Annotated in this window: 18 protein-coding genes and 1 pseudogene; 4 read left to right on the top strand and 15 right to left on the bottom strand. The window is 40.1% G+C overall.

Features of this window, described 5'->3' with window-relative positions; all coding sequences use genetic code 11:
- Positions 1-5 precede the first annotated feature (5 nt).
- The 13 genes from ACRWSG_RS21460 to ACRWSG_RS21400 form a co-directional block, all read right to left on the bottom strand.
- Positions 6-1,571 (bottom strand): sensor histidine kinase, encoded by a 1,566-nt coding sequence (locus ACRWSG_RS21460; protein WP_462167484.1) that lies wholly within the window; start codon positions 1,569-1,571, stop codon positions 6-8.
- 22 nt (positions 1,572-1,593) lie between these two features.
- Positions 1,594-2,667 carry a TonB-dependent receptor plug domain-containing protein gene (locus ACRWSG_RS21455; protein WP_462167483.1) on the bottom strand — a complete coding sequence of 358 codons (1,074 nt, stop codon included), beginning with the start codon at positions 2,665-2,667 and terminating at the stop codon, positions 1,594-1,596.
- On the bottom strand, positions 2,618-3,577 hold the full coding sequence (locus tag ACRWSG_RS21450) for a TonB-dependent receptor plug domain-containing protein (RefSeq protein ID WP_462167482.1): 960 nt from the start codon (positions 3,575-3,577) through the stop codon (positions 2,618-2,620). Before ACRWSG_RS21450 ends, ACRWSG_RS21455 begins: the two co-directional genes overlap by 50 nt.
- A 194-nt stretch (positions 3,578-3,771) precedes the next feature.
- Complete coding sequence (locus ACRWSG_RS21445) at positions 3,772-4,041, bottom strand: CBU_0592 family membrane protein (RefSeq protein ID WP_054552127.1); 270 nt, start codon at positions 4,039-4,041, stop codon at positions 3,772-3,774.
- 159 nt (positions 4,042-4,200) lie between these two features.
- A complete protein-coding gene (locus ACRWSG_RS21440; RefSeq protein WP_371351670.1) occupies positions 4,201-4,683 on the bottom strand; it encodes a hypothetical protein in 483 nt (160 codons plus the stop codon).
- Entirely contained in the window at positions 4,670-5,092 is a 423-nt protein-coding gene (locus ACRWSG_RS21435; protein ID WP_371351669.1) for a hypothetical protein, read from the bottom strand. Before ACRWSG_RS21435 ends, ACRWSG_RS21440 begins: the two co-directional genes overlap by 14 nt.
- Before the next feature lie 51 nt (positions 5,093-5,143).
- Complete coding sequence (locus tag ACRWSG_RS21430) at positions 5,144-5,395, bottom strand: hypothetical protein (RefSeq protein WP_054552126.1); 252 nt, start codon at positions 5,393-5,395, stop codon at positions 5,144-5,146.
- A gap of 38 nt (positions 5,396-5,433) precedes the next feature.
- Positions 5,434-5,598 (bottom strand): DUF1761 domain-containing protein, encoded by a 165-nt coding sequence (locus ACRWSG_RS21425; RefSeq protein WP_462167481.1) that lies wholly within the window; start codon positions 5,596-5,598, stop codon positions 5,434-5,436.
- A 37-nt stretch (positions 5,599-5,635) separates the two neighbouring features.
- The gene (locus tag ACRWSG_RS21420) at positions 5,636-5,839 is read right to left on the bottom strand and encodes a DUF1761 domain-containing protein (protein WP_462167480.1); all 204 of its coding nucleotides are present in this window, start codon (positions 5,837-5,839) and stop codon (positions 5,636-5,638) included.
- 152 nt (positions 5,840-5,991) lie between these two features.
- Positions 5,992-6,525: a response regulator transcription factor gene (locus ACRWSG_RS21415; RefSeq protein WP_371351668.1), complete on the bottom strand. Its 534-nt coding sequence runs from the start codon at positions 6,523-6,525 to the stop codon at positions 5,992-5,994.
- Complete coding sequence (locus tag ACRWSG_RS21410) at positions 6,522-7,733, bottom strand: sensor histidine kinase (protein ID WP_371351667.1); 1,212 nt, start codon at positions 7,731-7,733, stop codon at positions 6,522-6,524. Before ACRWSG_RS21410 ends, ACRWSG_RS21415 begins: the two co-directional genes overlap by 4 nt.
- A gap of 17 nt (positions 7,734-7,750) precedes the next feature.
- Positions 7,751-8,155 carry a nuclear transport factor 2 family protein gene (locus tag ACRWSG_RS21405; RefSeq protein ID WP_054552122.1) on the bottom strand — a complete coding sequence of 135 codons (405 nt, stop codon included), beginning with the start codon at positions 8,153-8,155 and terminating at the stop codon, positions 7,751-7,753.
- An 8-nt stretch (positions 8,156-8,163) separates the two neighbouring features.
- Positions 8,164-9,474: a metal-dependent hydrolase family protein gene (locus ACRWSG_RS21400; protein ID WP_462167479.1), complete on the bottom strand. Its 1,311-nt coding sequence runs from the start codon at positions 9,472-9,474 to the stop codon at positions 8,164-8,166.
- Positions 9,475-9,625: 151 nt separating this feature from the next.
- Between ACRWSG_RS21400 and ACRWSG_RS21395 the strand changes: the two genes are divergently transcribed.
- Together ACRWSG_RS21395 and gloA2 are read left to right on the top strand one after the other, a co-directional pair.
- The gene (locus tag ACRWSG_RS21395; RefSeq protein WP_166340915.1) at positions 9,626-10,699 is read left to right on the top strand and encodes a ketoacyl-ACP synthase III; all 1,074 of its coding nucleotides are present in this window, start codon (positions 9,626-9,628) and stop codon (positions 10,697-10,699) included.
- Between the two features lie 68 nt (positions 10,700-10,767).
- On the top strand, positions 10,768-11,154 hold the full coding sequence (gloA2, locus tag ACRWSG_RS21390) for an SMU1112c/YaeR family gloxylase I-like metalloprotein (protein ID WP_462167478.1): 387 nt from the start codon (positions 10,768-10,770) through the stop codon (positions 11,152-11,154).
- Between the two features lies 1 nt (position 11,155).
- Here gloA2 and ACRWSG_RS21385 read toward each other — a convergent pair whose 3' ends face one another.
- Positions 11,156-12,517, bottom strand: a complete 1,362-nt coding sequence (locus ACRWSG_RS21385; RefSeq protein WP_462167477.1) for a leucyl aminopeptidase family protein — start codon at positions 12,515-12,517, stop codon at positions 11,156-11,158.
- An 88-nt stretch (positions 12,518-12,605) separates the two neighbouring features.
- Positions 12,606-13,017: pseudogene (locus tag ACRWSG_RS21380) on the bottom strand (hypothetical protein).
- A gap of 106 nt (positions 13,018-13,123) precedes the next feature.
- On the opposite strand from ACRWSG_RS21380, the gene ACRWSG_RS21375 reads away from it, so the two are divergent.
- Positions 13,124-13,276: an oxidoreductase-like domain-containing protein gene (locus ACRWSG_RS21375; protein ID WP_462167476.1), complete on the top strand. Its 153-nt coding sequence runs from the start codon at positions 13,124-13,126 to the stop codon at positions 13,274-13,276.
- A 297-nt stretch (positions 13,277-13,573) separates the two neighbouring features.
- Positions 13,574-16,159, top strand: a complete 2,586-nt coding sequence (locus tag ACRWSG_RS21370; protein WP_199529427.1) for a TonB-dependent receptor plug domain-containing protein — start codon at positions 13,574-13,576, stop codon at positions 16,157-16,159.
- Positions 16,160-16,194: the final 35 nt, after the last annotated feature.

Genomic DNA, 16,194 nt, shown 5'->3' with positions numbered 1-16,194 from the left:
ATTACCTAATGCATGTTGATCAATACCCGGTCAGTATCGAGAATTGATAGCTTTACTCGGTCGTCAAACAGTTCAAGTTCAAAGCTCAGTTCGCGTTTGTCAGATTCACTCATTGCTTGGCTGGCATTAGTGATCACGTTAACCAAGACTTGCTCAAACTTAACGCTGTCGACCCATACTGTTATGTTTGCATCAATATCTGCGGCTTTAACTTCGATATCGTCTTGTTTTAACTGTGCGCTTGCAATCATTAAGGCATTTTTTAACATACTCGCTAAGCTTTGCTGTCTCAGTTGAGTTTGTGCCGGTTTACTAAAATGCTTTAGCTGTGCAACAATTTTGTGTACACGCTCTATTAACGACTGCACCAGGACTAAATTTTCGCTGGCTTGCTCAATATTTCCTTTGATAAGCAACCTTTTTGCACTCACTAAGTAGGTATTCATGGCACTTAATGGCTGATTGATTTCATGGTTAATGCCTGCACTTAACTGACCAATAGTTGCAAGTTTAGCTGTTTGGATCAGCGCTTTTTGAGCCTTTTCAAGAGCCTGAGTACGTTCTATAACCTCTTGCTCAAGACTGTGCCTAGAAAACAATAGCTTTTTATAACCAGCAAAACGTACCATTGCCGTATGAATAAGTACTACCGCAATAGCATAAAACACACTAAACCAAAGAAGCCTAGGGATTTGTGCAAGCTCGACATTCGTCACATCCACCAACACACTCGCTTTGGCGTTAATGATATCAATGCTTTCAACAGCACTAATAAAGCGCGATTGCTTACCGTTTAATAAAACTTTTTGCAGTATGGTTTGTTCATTTAGAGGTTTATGGGTATAGGGCAGTAAAGTGGGTTTATGTGACAGATATCGGCGCGATTTAACTAATGCAGCCATTTGTTCATTATCAAGGGGCTTAAGTGACTTTAAACGCCAATCAGCTACATCAGACATAACAATAACGTTGTCTTCAAGAGCAATGTAGAAATGTGAAGTGTCTGATGCATTGAGTAGCTGGCGGTCTTGTTCAAATTTTTTGGCATTAACTTTTAGTGCCACTACCGCAACCACCTCGCCTTGATAAAATAACGGCTCAGAAAAATAAAAGCCTCGCTCACTAGAGCGCATACCCAAAGCAAAATAAGCAACTTTTTCACCTTGTTTGGCTAAATAAAAATACGGCCGAAAAGCAAAATTACTTCCTAAGAAAGTATAGTCAACTTGCCAGTTACTACTTGCTAAAACAGTGCCTGACAAATCCATTACGTAAACATCTGAAGCCCCACTCGCTCGTTGAATATCTTCAAGATAATCATTGACCGCATCTCCACCAGCACCTTTTTCGACAATAAATGATTTTACCAAATCATTGGCACTTACTAAGCTAGGAATGGTTTTAAATCGTGCTAATTCACTTGCGATATAATGGCTTAGCTGAGTAGCTTGTGTTTGACTTTGATGCTGAGCTTGTTCGTAATCATGGCTTCTACCGAGATAAAAAACTAATATTAACAGCATTATTAGCAATACACCTGCTGCAATAAATTTTTTACTTAATGACGACATTCAAACCTTACGAACAGGACAACTAGAAATTGAATTGGTAGTGTAACGATAATTCCTCAGTTGTACCAGCGACTGCGCCATCGTCAATGCGAGGATCAAATGCGTTGTATTTTTTTCCTAACAAATTTTCTGCTTTTAGCATTAGTTGGCTGTTGTTGTTTAACTGCCATTTTAAACTGCCACCCAATAAGCTGTAAGCAGATTGTTTAAAGTGAGCACCTGTATCTGAGCTTACTTCAACTGTATCGCGCCACAATAAGTTTAAGCTCACCTGCCATGAATCAGATAAGTTATAACTACTGATTATGCTTGCAAAGCGCTTAAAGCTCGCATTGATTGGATCTTCAAAGTATTGCGTATAAGTGCCTGTAATCGAAAAATCTTTACTTGATTGCCAAGTGCTATCAAGCTCGATACCACTGTTTTGGGTGTTGAATGAGTTCGTAAAGGTAAACAATGCATCATCTGATAATGTTGGCTCAATATTTATAAAATCATTAAGTTCATTATAAAAAAGCACTGCATTAGCTTGTAACTCTGAGGTTTTATAATGCCAAACAAGTTCAGTTGTTTTTATCGACTCAGAGCGAAGCGATGGGTTACCTATTGTCACATCATCATTTGAAAACAGCTCATTGGTAACCGGTGTTCTAAACGATTCACCATATTGCAGCTTAACAGTATGCTCTGAATTTATTTTATAGACACCCGCAAGACGTGGAGAAAGTTTACTGTCGATGTCCTTCACATCGTCATAGCGTGCGCCAATAAATAAAGTAAGTGCATCTGAGTATGGTATTTTTAGCTGCCCATAAGCACTCATGGTTTCGAATGTAAACTTAAGTGACGAAAACTCAGGAAAGTCCATCACAGACACGATCCCTTGCTGTTCAAAGGCAGGGTCGATAATTATTTGCTCTGAATCGAAATCATAATAAGACGTGCGAACTCCTGCTTCAGTTTGCTTAGCCTCTGAGTATTCAATTCCCGCAGCAAGCTGCCATTGGTTATCGAATTGATAACTTAGCTCAGTTTCGAATTTACTGTCAGTTGTTTGCCACGCAGGACCCAACGAGAAAGTCTGGAATATCGTCAAATGTAGCGATTAACCCTGCACTTGAAATATTATGCTTTGTGAATGAGTAACTAGAATCTAGCTTTAACTTATCGTTATTGATCCAGTTGTATTTAATTCCCACAAAGGTGTTATCACTGTTATGTTGGTTTTGCTTAGAATATCCAGCGAGGTTTAAAAATTCATCAAGAGATGTTTCATTGTAACGGGCACGTAATTGCAGTTTTTTATAATCAATACCTGCGTCTAGATAAATTGCCTCAAGTGGATCTTTGACCCCCTGCGGATAGCTTTCACCGTCCTTTTGTTCATAAGCGAAATTTGCAAAAATACGTGTATTGTCACTAAATATCCTGTTGAACTGACCTGTTGCGCCGTATCGGCCATTGTTACCAACTACAAATTGCAGTGCATTTCGCTCTTTAGACGTAACAATGTTCATAACACCTAAAAATGCATTACTGCCATAAAGTGCTGACCCAGGGCCGCGAATAAACTCTATTTTTTCGATAACTTCCACAGGTATGTAAGGCAAATAAACAGAAGCCTTACCAAATGATGATTCATTTATTCGCTCACCATTTATCATCACTAAAACATTACCGCTATCTAGATAAACGCCCCGAGCATAATCTTTAGGCACCGCCCCTACCCAATCACCTCGAGTTGATTGCATACCAGGCACAAAATTCATCACTTCGTAGGCGTTATCAACCCCTAATGCTTGAATTTGCTTACGACTAAAAACACTTATTGTAGAAGGGACTGATGACAAAGTTTCGTTGGTTTTACTTGCTAAATCGACTTGAACATTAAGTAAGTCTTCAAAACTTAAAGAAAATAAGTCTTGCTCTTCAGTCGCGCTTGCAACCACTGGCGAGGTTGAGGCAACTGCAATAGTAAAAAGTGCTGAACATCTGAAAAGATCCACGGTAAGCGATACCTGTACTTATAGCCCGTGTTGCAAAAGCAACACCATGTTTACACTATTAATACAAAAGATTGGTAAGCTTGCAATGTTTTTATAATTTTAGTTTATAAAGTTTTCTTAAATAGCGACAAAAAAACCCATTTTCAACTGTAAATGGGTTTCTAAAAACGTCTGTTTTAATGAGCCGAGCTTAATTAAGCTGTTTCAACATTTCCAGTACGCTTTGCTTTGATGTACTTATATAATCCAATAAGTGACGCCGCTATCCAGAAAATCTCAATAACAAAACTAGCAAGGTTAAAGTTATAACAAAGACTGATCAGTAACAGAATTGCGCCCGTTAAGTTCATCATGTTATACACAAGGCCGGTTGGCGATGCTTTATTCAGTTGTAGTAAAAAGAAAGCACCAACCACTAAGAATGTGCCTGTCATGCCAATAATATCAAATAAAAGTGCTATCACGTGCGTGAGTCCATTTTGTTCATATGTTTATACCCATACAACTGGTCCAATCCATGGGGAGGGTTGTTTTCATTCATTGAAACAGCAAACCGGTCAATAGTATCAGAGCATGAGTAAGAAACGAGGATAAATGTCCGTATTCTAATTACAGTTAAAAAATTACTCGAAGCAAATACTCAGATCTTCATGGTTGATTTGCTCTAGCTTTGTCAAAGATGATTGACAAAATTCTGTGGTATACATTGTTTTAAACTCCGCTGGCACTTCAGCCACCCACCAAGAGTCTTGATCAGCAATAGATAAAGAAAGATAAAAAACATCAAACTTTAGCCCATCTGCTACAAAAAAAGATGATTTGCCTAAATGAGTAGTGTCACTTTCTATCTTCAGTATGCTGCTTGGAGACTCGACAGTAATCCAATCAAATTGGACGACATTAGGTTCATTTTCTAAAGGTTTAAGTTTAAATGCACCATATTTATATAGGTTATCGCTTGGGTTTTTAGATCTTACGAAAACATATTCATTTGTGTATATTTTTGTATGTGATGCTTCCTCTCCACATGAAGTCAAAATGGGTAAAATGCAAAAAACAATAAGAAAAATAACAAATGAACCTTTGACTAAGTTAATGTTTTGCATCTTGATCATTTATCCAATAAGGTCCATCCACAGCAATAGTATTAATACTTGGCTTAAACCTTTGATTGCTTATAAGTAGTTCAGGTAAGTTTGGATGTGTAGCAACAACCTTATCTGTTAAGTGTTTTGTAATTCGATACTTATCCTCACAGAAGTCTGTATATTGTAGATAAATAAATTCTGAATCTTCTCCTTGCACTGCAGAACTAGGAGGAGTGGAGCGACTGTAAATATCGATATACTCTGAAATGAATGCATTCATGAAAATTTTTATGGTTCGGTTTTTATCTCTGTTGCTTTCACCTAACCAAACAAATTCAACCCGCGAGATGCAGTCTTCTTTATATTCCTTTTTATCACTACAGGCACTAATCAAAATAAATACGAAAAATAATAATACCTTCTTCATCCGTGAATAAGTTCCTGTAAATTACATACTAACAATGTGGTAAATACTAATCTACTTATGCGTTACCTTACCACCGATTATTTTTAAAGCTGGAGTACCACGGATCATGGTCTGGCGGGCAAATGGGCGTTGGCAGTCAGGGCAAATACCGGTGTCATTGGTAAAATCTTGGCTAATCCGTTCAACAAAACATTTAACCAACGCGCCTTTTCCACCTTTACGGTATTTAAATAACTGCGTTTTACATTGTGAACAAAAAATATCGACCGTTTTAGTTGGCCCTTTTTTATTTGGTTTTGCCATTAATCCATTTATTATTTCAAAAAGTGCATGCTATCACGCTATGACCAGAGACCCAAAACCAAGCCAATTAATGAAAATTGTAAAATAGCATAACCTGAATTTACCAAAAACAGTTTTAACGGCCGCTGCTCGAATATGTAGCCTATGCCTATAGCAAGGCTTACCCAACATAAACCAATTATAAAACCTGTACCAACAGCCACCCCAACAGCAACATTGGGCCCAACAAATAATGAAAAGCTAAATGAGAATCAAACAGCATAATATTAAACTGCTACCAAAAACTTTAAATGGATTAATTTGTTGCAAATCTAACTCTGTTAGACCACAGCTCTCCATCCAAATACGCTTAAATAACCAAGGTGAATACCAGACAATTCCCAATAAGAATGAAGCAAGACCTGCAAAAAAAATTGCGAAAAAGTTAAGTTGATAAAAATTCATACACCAGACTCATACAACGATTAGGTTTAACATGACTTTAGTTAAGGATCAGCGATGCGGCAAATTTAAAACACGTAATTTTGTACCTATTTAGAATTAAATCCTGTACTGATTTACGCCTTCTAATTATTTTATTTACGTTAATAATCACATTACTGCTGAACTGGTTTTTTCTGTAATTTACGCTGTAATGTTCTTCTGTGCATATTCAGTTGGCGCGCAGTTTCGGAAATATTACCATCGTTACTGTGCAAAACATGTTGGATATGCTCCCACTCAAGGCGCTCTGGCGACATAATTTTGTTTGGCTTTGACTCTTCAAGTGATAGGTTTACCTCTGTGTCTCCCAAGATTGTTTTTAAAAGTGAATTAAAATCGACAGGTTTTGGTAAATAGTCGTCAGCACCTAATCGTATGGCTTCGACTGCACTGGCAATACTGGCAAACCCAGTGAGTAACACAATGCGAGCTGAAGGAAATTGTTCTCTTAAGGGTTTAATTAGCGCAAGACCGTTATCATCCCCGAGTTTTAAATCCACCAGAAAATGGCTCGCCTCAAAAGTGGTTATATGCTGTAAAGCTTGCTCAGCGTTATGAGCGAGTGAACATATAAAGCCTTGTTTTGTAAAACGCCTTGCCAGTGTGCTGGCAAGATTTTCATCGTCTTCAATAATTAAAAGTTTCATACAATTTTTAAACTAACCATCGCAATTGCACCTTGCTGTGGGTGATTGCTTAGTGTTAATGAGCCATTTAAGCGCTCTAAAGTCACATTCGAAAGCATAACTGCCATCCCCATACCATTGTTACTTGGCATGAGTTGGCCACCTAATGATGCCATTTGTTGTTCGCTAAAACCTTGACCGAAATCACGTAACGACAATGAAACTGTTTGCTGATCTATGTGCCACTTAGCTTCTACGCAGTATTGCTGATTATAGTTATTCGCCGATACGGCGTTTTGCAGCAAGTTTAAAATAGCCGGTAACAGCATGGCATCACTTAAAATCGAACAATCAGGGGCGTCATTTAGCCACTGTAAGTTTTGCTCCGGAAAATGCAGTGTCATCGCATCTTGAATGGTGCTTTGTAGTGTTTCAGCGCTGATCACTTGCCGTGTTTGACCGGTCCTTAAGGCATTTGAAAGTGACCTAAAATGAGCAAGCTGCTCTTTACACTGGGCTAATGGCTTAGCCATTTCTTGTACAATGGGGTCATCAGCTTGTTGTTCTTTAAGTTCTTCAAATAACAGCTGTAAGTTTGCGATAGGCGTTGCAAGTTGGTGCGTTACTTGTGCAGCAGCGCCATCAAGCGTTAATAATTGCTCATGCCTTAATTGTTGCTCACGAGTTCGTGCAATGGTGGCTTCTCTTGCTCTCAATGTACTGTTTAATGTACCAATAACAAAAGCAATAACAATGGCGCTAATAACAAAGTTAATCCACATACCAATAAAATGATGCGTCATCTGCATTTGGTGCATGGTGTGCTCAGGCATATTTATCAGTAAAAAGCTATAAGCGGCGATTGCCAGCACTGCGGTATAAGCAAGCCCTTTCGCATTAACAGAGACCGCAGCGATCATTATCGGTAACAGTAATAACGACACAAATGCATTGGTAGCCCCGCCACTTAATGAAAGCAAAATCGTTAAAAACAGTAAATCGGCTGTCAGCTGCATCAGTACAGCGGCTGGTCTGGCTTTGGTTACTTTTCTATAAGCGAAAATACTTAACAGCTGAAAGATTGCTTCAACACAAATAACAGCAAGTAAAGGCAGTAAGGGGATTTGGTATTCAAATAGAAAGTACACCGCAATAACAGCGACAAATTGTACGGCGATTGCGGCGCTTCTTAAAATTAGTAGGCGACTAATCGCCGGATCGGTTTGCATAACGGACTCTTTAAAACTTAATCATCGTCCATTGAAATTGTAAAAACAGCACAAGGCGTTCCTTGATGAAACACCATTTGCCATTGTTTACCATTAAAACGCCACAGTGACATACGAATGGAGTAATTAAACTCTGACCGCGCAGAACGTCTAAAGGCTGCTTGATAGCTCAGCTGTGCAATATCATCACTGAGCATTCGACCTTTAAAGTGTTGATTATAAAACTGCGGTACTACCTCAGTTGGCAGACGGGTTAACACTTGGAACTTATTAAAAGACGTACCATCAGCAGCTATTTCAATAAAATCATCATCAAGTAATGCATCAAGCGCTTCAGCAGATTGCCGAACTTCTGGCTCAAGTAGCTGCCGCTCAGCATCAATTAAATGATTAAATAACGTCTCTTTAATTTTACCGCCCATAGTAACCCTTACTGTTTGAGCACTTTACCGCCCTTCATAACAAACTGAACCTGACTAAGTTCACTAATGTTATCAAGTACATTCATATTCACGCTGATAATATCTGCTTGCTTACCAACACTCAAGTCACCGAGGTTATCACTTTGACCTAATAGTTTAGCAGCTTCAACGGTGGCTGATTTAATAGCTTGTTTTGGTGTCATGCCATATTTAACTAATAACTCGAACTCTTTAGCATTATCACCATGCTTAGATACGCCAGAATCAGTACCGAAGGCTATTTTAACCTTGTTTTTTAATGCTAATTTAAACGACTCTTCCATTTTTGGCGCCACAAATTCAACCTTCTCAGCAATAGCTTTTGGCATATTAGGGTTATTTAGCACTTCTTCTTTTACTGTCGCGCCAGCGAGTAAGGTTGGAACTAAATACGCGTCTTGCTTTTTAAATAATTTAACTGTGTCTTTATCTAAAAAAGAGCCATGTTCGATTGAATCAACACCCGCTCTGAGAGCTGCTTTTATACCTTCTGTGCCATGAGCATGAGCGGTGACTTTTCGGCCTAAATGATGAGCAGTGTTAACAATGGCACTGAGTTCTTCATCAGTAAATTGCTGATTAACCCCGGCCGCTGTATTACTTAAAACACCCCCTGTTGCCGTAATTTTGATCACATCGGCACCACTTTTAATTACATCGCGTACCGCACGAGTACAATCGTCAGCACCATCACACACACCTAATCCCCCACCCTCTGTCGCTTTGGTAATATCACGGCGATAGCCATGCATGTCAGCGTGGTCGCCGGTCGGTGTGATCATATCACCTGCTGCAAAAATGCGCGGGCCAACAATGTCGCCACGCTCAACCGCTCGCTTTAATGGGAAGATAACTTGATAACTGCTACCTAGGTCGCGCACAGAGGTAAAACCCGCATTAACCGTGTGTTTTAAGTATTTTAAAGAACGTAGTGCATAATCTGCTTCGTATTCAGTGACCCATTGATGTGGGTTACGCGTTGCATCTCGCTCAAAGGTAACATGAACGTGCATATCAATTAGACCCGGCAAGACCATCTGATTTTTTAAATCAATAACATCTGCATCACTGAGGTCTAACTGCTGTGTTGTTAAGTAGCCTGCTTTTATTGCAGCAATTTTATTACCTTCAATAACCAACGTTTGCTGCTCTTTAACACTCTGTTCAGTGCCAACAAGTACCTTTCCTGCATGAATAAGGGTGGTTTGTGCATTAACCACAAACGTAGATAACAAAGATAGTACCGATAATGTGCTTATTTTTAGATTTATTTTTTTCATAATCGCCTCTTTTTTATACTAGGTTTAACTTAAATACTGAGTAAATGCCATTATTTACGACATAGCGCGGCAATGAACTAGTGTTAACAAGTGAATTTTGATATAACTTCGGGAAAATTTAACAAGTCTGACCACATAAAGAGAACACATTATGTCTTATGCCCAAATTACTGGCTGGGGTAAATGTATACCACCAGCAAGCATCAGCAATGATGAAATTAGCAATATTGTTGATACCAATGACGAATGGATCACAACACGTACAGGCATCAAATCTCGCCGTGTCAGCCATGTTTCTACTGCCGATTTAGCGACCGTTGCCGCAAAGCAAGCGCTTGCTTGTGCTGGTGTTGATGGTAAAGACATTGATCTTGTACTTCTTGCGACTTGTACACCATCAACTATGGTGGCAAATACGGCCTCTTTAGTGCAAAAAAACATTGGCGCGGTTGGCGCTGCAGCAATGGACACAAACGCTGCATGTTCAGGCTTTTTATATGCATTACAAGCAGCAACGGCACAAATTCGTGCAGGTATGATCAAAAAAGCAGTCGTTATTGCCGCTGAACGTATGACGTGGTACATCAACTGGGCACGTCGCGATAGTGCTGTATTATTCGGTGATGGTGCTGGTGCCGTGGTATTAGAAGCCTCAGACACACCATCAGGTTTACTTGCCACTAAAACAGGTTGCGACAGTGAAGATCGCGACATTCTGCATATCGAAAACTTCGGTAGCGATTTAAATAAGTACGAGCCAATTGGCCCTTCTAACTTATTATTCGAAGGTCGCGAAATCTTCAAACGTGCTGTTAAAGGGATGAGCGAAGCTTGTGACGACGTTCTGAACCAAGCGCAGTTAGAGCTTGATGACATTGACGTATTAGTTCCTCACCAAGCCAATTTACGTATTATCCAAGCTATTCAGCAACGTTTGAAAGTAGCTGACGAAAAAGTCATGGTGAACATTGCCGATTACGGTAATACGTCTGCTGCAACAATTGCGATTGCCATTTGTGAAGCGGTTGAGCAAGGGCTTATCAAACCTAACTCAAACATTATGTCAGCAGCCTTTGGTGCTGGTTTAACTTGGGCGGCGAGTTACATTAAATGGGGCGAGCGTGTAACACCTATCGCGGTTTCTGATGCAGCTCTACCTGAGTGTGATAAAACAGGTCTTGAACTGGTTGCACCGGCTGTTGCAGCATGTAAAGCGGCACAGTAATACCCCTATCATTTATAGAGAAGCGCGGCTTAGTCCGCGTTTTTTTATGGGCATAAAAGGATTAATTTATGGATCTATTAGGCATACATCATGTTGCAATCATCTGTAGCAACTATGAAAAATCAAAGCATTTTTATAATGAAATATTAAAGCTACCAATCATTCACGAACAATACCGCGCTGAACGTGACTCGTATAAATTAGATTTAGCACTTCCTGATGGCAGCCAAATAGAGCTTTTTTCGTTTCCTGGAGCGCCACCGAGACAAAGCTATCCAGAAGCACAAGGGCTACGCCATTTGGCGTTTAAAGTCGCCGATATTGCAAAATCTAAGCATTATTTAGAACAACAAGGCATTTCGGTTGAAGAAATAAGAGTGGATGAAATCACCGGGAAGCAATTTACGTTTTTTGCCGATCCCGATGAATTACCGTTAGAGCTTTACCAGCTTTAACTTATTGGAAGCGATCTTGTAGGTAGTTGAACACAGCACGAATACCCAGTGCCTCACCGCCTGCAGGACGACCCGGTAATGCACGTAAGTTCCAGGCCATCACATCAAAGTGAACCCATGGCGTACTTGGTTCAATAAACTCTTTTAAGTAAAGTGCCGCGGTGATCGCACCACCGAATGGGCTTGATGCACAGTTAGCAATATCTGCTACGTCACTTTTTAATAATGCTTTGTATTGATCAAATAACGGCAGTTGCCATACAGGATCATGACAGCTTTCACCTGCATCCATCAGTTTATTAGCCACTTCACGGTTATTTGCGAAAAAGCCAGGTAATTCTGTACCTAGGGCTACACGACAAGCACCAGTTAAGGTTGCAAAGTCAACGATAAGATCGGGGTTATCATTTTGTGCTTCAGCAAGTGCATCACACAGCACTAAACGGCCCTCAGCGTCCGTGTTATCAATTTCGACTGTGATCCCTTTACGAGTTTTGATCACATCACCCGGTCTAAATGCATTTCGAGAAACCGCATTTTCAACCGCAGGTACCAGAACACGTAAGCGAATTGGTAAGTTGGCAGCCATAATTAACTGCGCAAGGCCAATAACATGTGCCGCACCGCCCATGTCTTTTTTCATGTTGCGCATCCCTGAGCTTGGTTTCAAATCTAAACCGCCAGAATCAAAACACACGCCTTTACCGACTAAGGTAATTTGCGGTGCATCTTTTGCGCCCCAACGTAGATCAAGTAAGCGAGGTTTATTCTCAGACGCACGACCAACCATATGAATCGTTGGGTAGTTTTGCTCTAATAATTCATCACCCACCCACTCACTGAACTCACCATCAAAGGTATCAGCTAAATCAGCCATTACTTGTGATAAATGCTGCGGCATCATATCCGCAGCAGGCGTATTCACTAAATCACGCACTAAATTAATTGCACTTGCATACTGAGATAAACGCTTTACTAACGATTCGTCTTTAATGGCAAGGGTAGCGCGTGGCGAAGGTTTTTCTTTATATTCACTAAACTCGTAACCGCCTAACACAAAGCCCAGTGTTACTTGCTCTACAAACTTTTCATCACCTTGTATTTGGTAACAACCTGCAGGCAATTTTGTTGATAAGTCACCTGCTAACCAAAAGTCTTGTAAATCATTTACCAGACAATAAACATGCTCAAGTGAGCCGGTTTCATTATTAGCAACTAAGGCCATGCCTTTGTTTTTAAAATCACAATTTGTTAGCCAATTTTGTAAGGCTTGCGGCTGCTCGGTTAACCACGTTGATAGGTCAGCTTTAGCAATAAATGACAGGGGGATTCCCGAAGAAGAATGGCGAATTAATGAACTCATTAAACGACTCGATATAAAGAAAAGGTATTTAAGCATACCAATATCTTGATACAAAAGGTATAGGCAAAATCAGATAAGCAAAACCTAATCAGTCTTTGTTTTGCTTCTCTTTTTCTTCTTTTTCTACTTGTTGATCAATCTCTTTAATCGATTTATTGATATTGAATGAACTAGGTAGCACATCAACACCAACCCATTGACCCAATTTTACAACCAAAGGGATTGTCACTGGCGCAAAGGGTAATACAGCAAATACGCCTAAACCGAGTCCTTTTAATATATCTAAAAATTGCTCATTGGCAGTATGCAATTCTTCTTTAGTAGCTTGGCGTTTGGGTGTATCGCCTATAGATTTGAAGCATCTCTTTTGTTTCTTGCTTTTCTTGGGCTAATGCGATTTTAAGTGCTACCATAGCGCGCTTGAAGCGTAGTGTCTGACGCTTTTTGGTAATTTTAGCCACTCTGAATGGGGCTCGATGAATAACTTTGTATAATCGCATTTGGTTATTTTCACACAGCTGAAGAAGTTCACAAAGCACAATTTACTTATATTAGTTTTTGTTCTATTCTTCATACTCTATTCGTAATTATTTTTCAGTATAAAAAATGACCACACCCGCACAACAGGCTGAGCCAAAGCCCTTAAAGCCGGCCCCAGATGAATGTTGTGGTGGTGGTAGCTGTTGCCCTTGCGTGTGGGATGAATACCGAGAAAAACTGCAACAATGGCGGTTAAGCAATAATTTGCAACAAGCTTAATAGACCGTTCCAAATCAAAAACCGTTCAAAAACCATCCAAAAAAGCCTTCTATCTAATTATTTTTGCATAATTTATATATTTTCTTACGCTAAAATCCAATATCGAGAATAAATTATCCTCTTTACTTTCAATAAGATAATCCACAAAAGAACGACAAAAAACAAAGAAACACCCACAAAACAACATAAAATTAACAATTTGCAAAAATTATTTACAGGATGTATAAGAGATTTACACCAAGTTCTAATACTTTATTTGGTGACATAATCATAACTATTCTAACTGGGGAAGTCGGAATGAAATTCAAAAATAATGCGCTACAACAAGCAATTAAATTTGCTTTAGCGACAACAACAGCAGGCCTGTTTGTGTCGGGTTCGGTTGTTGCTGCAGAGCAAGCAGCTGAAGAGACGAAAGTTAACAAAAATGTAGAGAAAATTGCCGTGGTGGGTACTCGTTCAGCACCACGTTCAATCGGTGATTCACCAGTACCCATTGATATCATTGGTGGTGAAGAGCTAGATAAAGGTGGTAACACCGATATGCTTGAGCTTTTAAAAGGCTCCGTTCCTTCTTTTAACGTTCACCAAAACCCAATTAGTGATGCTGCGTCACTTGTTCGCCCAGCTAACTTACGTGGCCTTCCTTCTGACAGTACTTTAGTACTTGTTAATGGTAAACGCCGTCACCGTGCATCTGTTATCGCTTTCTTAGGCGGTGGTATTAATGATGGTGCTCAAGGTGCCGATATCTCTGTTATTCCAAGTATTGCCTTAAAGCAAGTAGAAGTACTTCGTGATGGTGCTGCTGCACAGTATGGTTCTGATGCAATCGCGGGTGTAATGAACTTTGTATTAAAAGATGCCTCTGAAGGCGGCTCATTCGAAATACGTCAAGGTGAATACTACGAAGGCGATGGCGATACTACGCAAATTTCTGGTAACGTGGGTCTACCGTTTACCGATAGTGGTTTTGCTAACTTAAGCTTCCAATATAAAACAGCTGATGCGACTAGCCGCTCAGTACAACGCCCTGATGCAGCCGCACTAGATGCCGCAGGTGTGCCTGAAGTATCTTCGTTAGCACAAGTTTGGGGTGCACCAGAAGTTGATGATGATATTACTATCTTTGGTAACATCGGTCTTGAGTTAAGTAATTCATCTGAATTCTACATGTTTGGTAACTACTCTGAGCGTGATGTACGTGGTGGTTTCTACTATCGTAACCCACACACTCGCCCAGGTGTTTACTCAAATGACGGCGGTGAAACACTGCTTGTTGGTGATTTAACTGGCGATATGAGCGGTAACTGTCCTACCGATATCATGATTGATGATAACGTTTTAGATAACCAAAGATACATCGATGAAGTTGCTAACAACCCAGACTGTTTTGCGTTTAACGAAATGCTTCCGGGCGGTTTTACACCTAACTTCGGTGGTAACATCACTGATACTGCATTAACAATTGGTACTAAAGGTGAAATCACATCTGGTTTCCTTGAAGGTGCATACTATGACTTAAGCGGTACAGTTGGTTACAACGAATCGCGTTACTTCATCTATGACACAATCAATGCTTCATTAGGCCCAGAAAGCCCGCGCGATTTCAGCCCAGGTAAATACTCACAGTTAGAGAAAAACTTTAACGCAGATTTATCAAAAGGTTTTGACTTTGGTTTAGCTTACGATGTAAACGTTGCCGGTGGTCTAGAATGGCACGAAGAAACATTCACAGTTGTTTCTGGTGACGAAGCGTCTTTCACAGCTGGCCCACTAACAGAACAAGGTTTTGGTATCGGTTCAAATGGTTTCCCTGGTTTCAAACCATCTGATGCGGGCGAGTATACACGTCGTAACTATGCTGCATACGTTGATGTTGAAGCACCATTCACAGAAGACTTCTTAATGGGCTTAGCACTACGTTATGAAGATTATGATTCATTTGGTTCAACAACTAACTACAAGTTAACGGGTCAATACCACGTAACTGAAGACTTGAACATTCGTGGTTCAATCAGTACAGGTTTCCGTGCACCAACAGTTGGTCAAGCAAACGTAAGTAACGTTCAAACTAACCTAAGCAGCGGTGTACTTGTTGACTCGGCACTTTTACCACCAACAAACCCAATTGCAGTGCAATTAGGTGGTACAGAGCTACAACCTGAAGAGTCTCAAAGCTACACGTTTGGTGCAGTATGGACACTTGGCGACTTATTCTTCACAGTTGACTACTACAACATCCAAGTAGATGACCGTATCAGTCAATCAGATAAAATTGAGTTAAGCCAAGCAGACAAGGACACGCTTGAAGCAGCAGGCGTACCAAACGTACAAAACTTAGCGCAAGTAAGCTTCTTCACCAATGACTTCGATACAACAACGCAAGGTATTGATGCAGTAGCTAACTACTCAACTGATTTGTTAGGCGGTAGCTCAACATTCAGCTTAGCGTACAACTGGAACGACACTGAAGTAACTAAGTCAACAGACATTACTGGTGAATTTAAAGTAAGCCGTTTAGAAAATGACTTACCAAACCACCGTGCAACACTTAGCTGGGCACAACAATGGGAGAACTTCTCTGCATTTACACGTGTTAACTACTATGGCGAATACCAAGGCGTTCACGTAGATTACGATGCAACAGCGAAAACAGCTGATGCTGCAGTAACGATTGATGCAGAAGTGACTTACTTCCTAACTGAAGAGCTCAGCTTCTCTGTTGGTGCGACAAACTTATTCGACCAAGAAGCAGAGAAACTTGATTTCTTCGATAGTACTGGCATCCCTAACAATAACTGGGGTGGTAAATACTACGAAACGTCGCCATATGGTATCAACGGCGGCTTCTATTACGTGAAAGCTACGTATACTTTCTAAATAGAACAGCTTTCTAGGTTGAGCAATCAACCTAG

The sequence above is a fragment of the Pseudoalteromonas sp. GB43 genome (genome assembly GCF_054923805.1).
The sequence above is the reverse complement of the archived record's forward strand: the minus strand, read 5'-3'. Positions and strand labels throughout refer to the sequence as shown.

Bases quoted from the DNA above. Each gene is read 5' to 3' on its own strand.
- ACRWSG_RS21460 (WP_462167484.1), bottom strand. From the start codon at position 1,571: ATGTCGTCATTAAGTAAAAAATTTATTGCAGCAGGTGTATTGCTAATA.
- ACRWSG_RS21440 (WP_371351670.1), bottom strand. From the start codon at position 4,683: ATGCAAAACATTAACTTAGTCAAAGGTTCATTTGTTATTTTTCTTATT.
- ACRWSG_RS21435 (WP_371351669.1), bottom strand. From the start codon at position 5,092: ATGAAGAAGGTATTATTATTTTTCGTATTTATTTTGATTAGTGCCTGT.
- ACRWSG_RS21430 (WP_054552126.1), bottom strand. From the start codon at position 5,395: ATGGCAAAACCAAATAAAAAAGGGCCAACTAAAACGGTCGATATTTTT.
- ACRWSG_RS21420 (WP_462167480.1), bottom strand. From the start codon at position 5,839: ATGAATTTTTATCAACTTAACTTTTTCGCAATTTTTTTTGCAGGTCTT.
- ACRWSG_RS21415 (WP_371351668.1), bottom strand. From the start codon at position 6,525: ATGAAACTTTTAATTATTGAAGACGATGAAAATCTTGCCAGCACACTG.
- ACRWSG_RS21410 (WP_371351667.1), bottom strand. From the start codon at position 7,733: ATGCAAACCGATCCGGCGATTAGTCGCCTACTAATTTTAAGAAGCGCC.
- ACRWSG_RS21405 (WP_054552122.1), bottom strand. From the start codon at position 8,155: ATGGGCGGTAAAATTAAAGAGACGTTATTTAATCATTTAATTGATGCT.
- ACRWSG_RS21400 (WP_462167479.1), bottom strand. From the start codon at position 9,474: ATGAAAAAAATAAATCTAAAAATAAGCACATTATCGGTACTATCTTTG.
- ACRWSG_RS21395 (WP_166340915.1), top strand. From the start codon at position 9,626: ATGTCTTATGCCCAAATTACTGGCTGGGGTAAATGTATACCACCAGCA.
- gloA2 (WP_462167478.1), top strand. From the start codon at position 10,768: ATGGATCTATTAGGCATACATCATGTTGCAATCATCTGTAGCAACTAT.
- ACRWSG_RS21385 (WP_462167477.1), bottom strand. From the start codon at position 12,517: ATGAGTTCATTAATTCGCCATTCTTCTTCGGGAATCCCCCTGTCATTT.
- ACRWSG_RS21375 (WP_462167476.1), top strand. From the start codon at position 13,124: ATGACCACACCCGCACAACAGGCTGAGCCAAAGCCCTTAAAGCCGGCC.
- ACRWSG_RS21370 (WP_199529427.1), top strand. From the start codon at position 13,574: ATGAAATTCAAAAATAATGCGCTACAACAAGCAATTAAATTTGCTTTA.